General features: G+C 69.0%; 5 protein-coding genes and 1 pseudogene. 2 read left to right on the top strand and 4 right to left on the bottom strand.

Annotated features, from left to right (window positions below; all coding sequences use genetic code 11):
* Window positions 1-123: 123 nt before the first annotated feature.
* From D477_RS19580 to D477_RS19570, 3 genes and pseudogenes are all read right to left on the bottom strand, one after another.
* Window positions 124-1,434 (bottom strand): annotated as a pseudogene (locus D477_RS19580) (IS1182 family transposase); the annotation flags it as partial.
* 130 nt (window positions 1,435-1,564) lie between these two features.
* Window positions 1,565-2,527, bottom strand: coding sequence for an NAD(P)/FAD-dependent oxidoreductase (locus D477_RS19575; protein WP_005274312.1), 963 nt, complete (start codon window positions 2,525-2,527; stop codon window positions 1,565-1,567).
* 26 nt (window positions 2,528-2,553) lie between these two features.
* A complete protein-coding gene (locus D477_RS19570; RefSeq protein ID WP_005274309.1) occupies window positions 2,554-3,438 on the bottom strand; it encodes a class I SAM-dependent methyltransferase in 885 nt (294 codons plus the stop codon).
* Window positions 3,439-3,486: 48 nt separating this feature from the next.
* Here D477_RS19570 and D477_RS19565 point away from each other — a divergent pair, with 48 nt between their 5' ends.
* Together D477_RS19565 and D477_RS19560 are read left to right on the top strand one after the other, a co-directional pair.
* Window positions 3,487-4,071, top strand: coding sequence for a helix-turn-helix domain-containing protein (locus D477_RS19565; RefSeq protein WP_005274307.1), 585 nt, complete (start codon window positions 3,487-3,489; stop codon window positions 4,069-4,071).
* Between the two features lie 86 nt (window positions 4,072-4,157).
* The gene (locus tag D477_RS19560; protein ID WP_005274304.1) at window positions 4,158-4,727 is read left to right on the top strand and encodes an HhH-GPD-type base excision DNA repair protein; all 570 of its coding nucleotides are present in this window, start codon (window positions 4,158-4,160) and stop codon (window positions 4,725-4,727) included.
* A 37-nt stretch (window positions 4,728-4,764) separates the two neighbouring features.
* Here the strand turns inward: D477_RS19560 and D477_RS19555 are convergent.
* Window positions 4,765-5,435, bottom strand: a 671-nt coding sequence (locus D477_RS19555; RefSeq protein ID WP_005274301.1) for a thiamine pyrophosphate-dependent enzyme, incomplete at its 5' end; no start/stop codon positions are given.

Below are 5,435 nucleotides of genomic sequence, written 5' to 3'. Positions count from 1 at the left end.
TTGAATTCCTGGGTGAACCGTCGACGTGATGCAGACATTCTGCAGATTCCTCATTTCAGTAGTCCCTCCGATTTTAAGAGGGTCCACTGTCCGAAATCTCTAGGCTCACCAGTGCTCGGGGTGCAGTTCGATCTTGCGGCCTCCGGCCGCGGTCGTGCAGTTGGCGCGGACCGGGCAGCCCCGGCAGGCGGCACCGAACGTGGCCCGGCCTTTGTCCGTGATCGTGCGGGTGAGTCCGTTCGGGCAGGTCAGTGTTCCGGCGTCCGGGTCGAAAGCGAAGTCATCGATCGTGTAGCCGCCGACTACGGCCGCGGCCAGCGGTTTGGGCTTGATCAGGGCACGGTGGCCTGCAGCAACAAGGGTCCGGAGCATGTCCGCGGTGCCGTAGGCTGAGTCCGCGAGGACCTCCACCTGTGCCCCTGCCGTCACGGCCGGATCGGCGGCCAGCAGCCCGGCGCCGGCTTCGGCATCGGAGGAACCGGGCCCGGCAGCCTTCGTCACCGCGGCGGCCGTAACGATCCCGGTCCCCGGCTCCGCGACGATATGGGCCTTGTAACCGTCGCGCTTGTCCGACCGGGTCTTATGCGCGTGCCGCGCCTCCGGGTCCACCGTCGAAATCATCCGGTCCCTGGCGACTTTCCGGGCGATCCGCCACCGCCCGTCCGTGCCGTCAGAGCCCTCGGCCGGTTCCACGTCCTGCCCGGCAACCAGCGCCAGCAGAACATACGCATCGGCGGCTTTGCCCTCCAGGCCGTCCGGGTCGACCGCTGCCAGCAGCGCCAGCGCGTCGTTGACCAGCACCGACACCAGGGCTTCCTTCGCCTCGGCGTCGTCCCAGGCGATGTCCGGTTTCCCGGTCCGTGCGTAGTCGTAGCCGACCCCGTACGTCTCGATCAGGTCCCACCCGTGGGGGACGTCGCGGCCGAAGCGGCGCACCGCGGCAATCAGCTGGGTGATCGTGTCCTGCCGGGCGACCGCGTCATCGAGCACCGTGGAATCCAAGGCCCTGCGACGCCTGCCCTTGAGCACTCCGGTCTCGGCAACGACTTCAGCGATAGCGTCCATGATCCGGTGCGGGCGGCTGCTGGCAGCCAGGCGTTTACGCCAGTACGTGAGCGTGGTCGGATGGAACGCCGTGTTCGTCAGGGCGTATCCGCACGCCGCTTTCCACCGCAGGTCATACGTCAACGCATCCGCGGTGTCCCGGTCCGAAAGCCCTTCAAGCGCCTGCAGGACCAGCACCGAACCGATCACCGGCGCCGGCACCGACGGCCGGCCCCGCTTCGAAGAGAACAAGTCCTCCATCATCGAATCCGGGAACAACCGGTTCCGGTGCGCGGCCAGAAAAGCGAAAACGCTGCCCGGGACCAACAACTCCCCGGCCAGCGCCTCCACGTCCAACAACTTCCGCTGCTCCTGCTCACGTCCCTGCATAAGAACCAGTCTTAACCACTGCGCCAGCGAGTCCAGCGGGCGCACCTTAAACTCCCCACATTACGGAAGCAAATTGTTCAGCGGCGTCCTAGGCGGCGGCCTTCGCAGGATGTCCGGCGCTGGCCGTGGATCAGCCCTGATTGGCGACGGCGGCGTCCGCCCGGGCGCGGACGGCGGCGCGGGTGTCTTCGTTGACGAGGTCGGCGTTGATGGCGGCTCCGGCCAGGACGCCGGCGCCGGCGGCGGAGGCGACCATGGAGCCGAGGTTGCTGAGGTTGCCGGCGGCCCAGACGCCCGGGATCTTCGTTTCGCCCATCGGGCCGGCCTCGATGAACCTGCCCAGGGGCATTTCCGTCAAGGTGCCGCCGAGCTGCTCGTACAGATCGGCCTGCGCGATGAAGCACGGCGCCACGACGACGGCGTCGACCTGGTACTCGTTGCCATCCTCCAGCACGACGGCGCGCACGGCGTCGTCTTCGCCGCGCAGGCGCTCGACCTTGCCGCGCACCACGTTGATATCCAGTGCGGCCAGCTGCTCCCAGGCTGCGTCCTCCGGCTCAGGCATGCTGTTCAGGAAGAGCATGACGTCCTCGCTGAGCTGCCGGAACAGGAAGGCCTGGTGGATGTTGTGGTCGCTGGTGCCGAGCACGCCGATGCGCTGGCCGCGGACTTCCCACCCATGGCAGTACGGGCAGTGCAGCACGCTCTGGCCCCAGTGCTCCTTGACGCCCGGGATATCCGGCAGCTCGTCGATCAGTCCCGTTGCAAGGAGGAGACGCCGGACGCGGACGGAAGCACCGCCGTCGTACTCCACCTCAAAACCGCCCTCGATGCGCCGCGCGGCAACCGCGCGGCCGTCGCGGAACTCCGCGCCGTACTGCTCGGCCTCGCGCCGCCCGGACGCAACCAGCTCCAGCGGCGAGATCCCCTCGCGCCCGAGGACGTTGTGGGCGGCGTGCGAGGGAGCGTTGCGCGGTTCGCCGGCGTCAATAACGACGACGGAACGCAGCGACCGCGCGAGTGCTACGGCGGCGCTCAGCCCGGCGGCTCCGCCTCCGATGACGGCGACGTCGTGGGTGAACTCAGTGCTCATGTGAAACTCCTCGGAGGTCAGGTTGGTCATTCGGGTCGGCGTGCGGCCCAGGCGGTCCGGCTGACGCGGACGGACAGGTCGCTGAGGTGGGGGAGGGCGTCGGGGCTGTCCGGATCGAGGAGCCGGTCGAGGGTCTGGAGGTCGTCGGCCGCGAGCGTGCCCTTGAGCGCGGAGCGGATGCGGCCCAGATACAGGCTGGCGTAGCGGACGGCCGAAGGACTGTGGCTGGCTTCGGCCATGAAGCTGCGCTGCGCGGTGATCTCGAAGCCGGCGCGCTCCAGATGCGGGCGCCAGTCCGGATACGAGTTCCAGCCCATGGCGGCCAGCGCCTCGTGGCAGCGCGCCTCGAGCCCGGGAGCGGCGGGGCCGATGTCGTCCGGCAGGAAGCGGGTCAGGGAGTCCATTTCGATAACCACCATCAGACCATTGGGAGCCAGGGCGGAGAAGGCGTTCGCGAGAATCCGGTCCGGATCCTGGAATTCATGCAGGGAGGATGCCGCCCACACCAAGTCGGCAGGAGGGATGGCGGGCCAGTCCGCATTGAGGTCGGCCAGCACTGGGCGGATGCGGCCGTCGAGTCCCCCGCGCTGCGCTGCTTCCCGGATCCGGTCCAGCATCAGCGGGGAATTGTCGACGGCGAACACCTCGGCTGCCGCGAACTGCCGCGCGAGGGCGATGCTGCCCCGGCCTGTCCCGGCGCCGAGGTCGACCACAGTCCGGGGCTCGGCCGCGGCCTGCTGTGCGGCCCACTCGGCGATCCCGTCGAAGTAGGGGCCGAGCACTTCGGCGTCGAGCTCGAGCAGATCCGCGACCTCTGCCTTGGCGGGGTGGCCATGACCCTCGCCGTGTGAATGACCGTGGCCGTGTGCATGACTGTGCCCGTGTCCGTGTGTGTACTGCTGCCTCGTCATGTTATCCAGCCTACGCGCCTCCTGCTCTTATGGCATACAATCTTGCGTATGACGCAAGAAGTCGCACTCGACGCAGTGATCCGCCGTCGTATCCGTGGGCTGCGGCTGGCACGCGGCTGGTCGCTCGACGCGCTCGCCGCCCGCTGCTTCCTCAGCCCCTCCACCCTGAGCCGGATCGAGACCGGGCACCGCCGCATTGCCCTCGATCAACTCGTCCCGATCGCCCGGGCCCTAGGAACCACACTGGACCAGCTCGTCGAATCCACCGAGGACGAGGACGTCGTCATCCGCCCCGAGCCGGAGAAGACACGTGGCATGACCACCTGGCTGCTCTCGCGCGAGGGCGCGCTCAACGGCGTGACCGTCGCAAAGATGCGCATCACGAAGGAGCGCGCGGCCCGTGAGCCCAGTGTGCATCCCGGCCGCGAGTGGTTCACGGTGCTCTCCGGCACCGTCCGCCTGCAGCTGGGCGAGCGGACGATCCTGGTCGAGCCCGGGCAGGCGGCGGAGTTCTCCACGATGGTCCCGCACTTCATTGCAGCGCACAACGGCCCGGTCGAAATCCTGACCATCTTCGACCACGACGGCGACCGCGCCCACCTGCACGGCCCGGGCGAGGCTGCCGCCAAGTAGGGGCCGGCCGCCGCGCCCCGGCTGTTCGACAGGTCCGGTGGTAGCTTGAAGCCTGACGGACCGACCCGAAACGAGGACTGGAAACCATGGCTGAACTGCACCTGGCCGGAGATGAGGCCGCCGACGAGCTGCTGGCAGAGAACCCGTTCGCGCTGCTGACCGGGATGCTGCTCGACCAGCAGATCCCGATGGAGGTGGCCTTCGCCGGCCCGGCCAAGCTCGCCGACCGGCTCGGCGCGCTGGACCCGAAGCAGGTCGCCGAAATGAACCCGGAGGAGTTCCTCGACGCCTTCCGGCAGACGCCCGCGGTCCACCGGTTCCCGAAGTCCATGGCCGCCCGCGTGCAGGACCTCGCCCGGGTCATCGTTGAGGATTACGACGGCGATGCCTCCCGCATCTGGACGGAGGGGGATCCCAGCGGGGCTGAGATCCTGGCCCGGCTCAAGGCACTGCCAGGCTACGGGGACCAGAAGGCGAAGATCTTCCTGGCGCTGCTCGGCAAGCAGCGCGGCCTCCAGGCCCCCGGCTGGCAGGAAGCCGCCGGGGACTACGGACGCGACGGCGTCGCCATGTCGATCGCCGACGTCACCGGCCCCGAATCCCTGATCGCCGTCCGCGAATACAAGCAGGCGCAGAAGGCAGCCAAGAAGAAGTAGCGGCCCGCGCCGCCGACTCTCATCTCGCCAGAATGCCTCAGCCCACCGGCAGCGGGCGCGGCGCCGGCTGGGCGCCGGCCATCGACTCGGCCATGTACTCGGCGACCACGCCCTGGGAGATGGGCAGGTCCAGCACGAACACGCCCTCGGCGCCGTGGGACACCCAGTCCTTGAGCGCGTCCAGGTCCTGCAGGCTCCGCGCCTTGACGGCCTCGGCACCGAAGGCCCGGCCGAGGGCGGCGAAGTCGACCTCCTCGATGAGCATGGCCGCCTCGTCCAGTCCGCGGGCGGCGTACTGGTGCAGCTCGGCACCATAAGCGGCGTCGTTGAACACGACCACCACGCCACTGCGCGCCTGGCGCACGAAGCTCTCGAAATCGGCCAAGGCCATCAGCCCGCCGCCGTCGCCGGTCACCAGAACGGTGGTCCGTTCTGGACGGGCCACCGCGGCGCCCACGGCTGAGGGGAAGCCCAGCCCGATCGACTGGAACGCCGTGCCCACGAACAGGTGGGAACGCGAATCCGGCACCGAGCACATCAGCGGGATCCATCCGATGAAGTGCCCGCCATCCTGCACGAACGTCCGTTCGCGCGGCAGGATGCCCTCAAGTGCCAGCGCCATCGTCCGCGGATTCAGCCGGCCGTCCGGGGCCAGCCCGTCCTCGATGGAGCCGTCCTCGCGCACGTCCTCCACGCGCGGGGCCGCCG

This window comes from Arthrobacter crystallopoietes BAB-32 (genome assembly GCF_000328305.2).
Lineage (GTDB): Bacteria > Actinomycetota > Actinomycetes > Actinomycetales > Micrococcaceae > Crystallibacter > Crystallibacter crystallopoietes_A.
Note: the sequence above shows the minus strand (reverse complement) of the source record. Positions and strands in the feature narration are given on the sequence as shown.

Bases quoted from the DNA above. Each gene is read 5' to 3' on its own strand.
- D477_RS19575 (WP_005274312.1), bottom strand. From the start codon at position 2,527: ATGAGCACTGAGTTCACCCACGACGTCGCCGTCATCGGAGGCGGAGCC.
- D477_RS19570 (WP_005274309.1), bottom strand. From the start codon at position 3,438: ATGACGAGGCAGCAGTACACACACGGACACGGGCACAGTCATGCACAC.
- D477_RS19565 (WP_005274307.1), top strand. From the start codon at position 3,487: ATGACGCAAGAAGTCGCACTCGACGCAGTGATCCGCCGTCGTATCCGT.
- D477_RS19560 (WP_005274304.1), top strand. From the start codon at position 4,158: ATGGCTGAACTGCACCTGGCCGGAGATGAGGCCGCCGACGAGCTGCTG.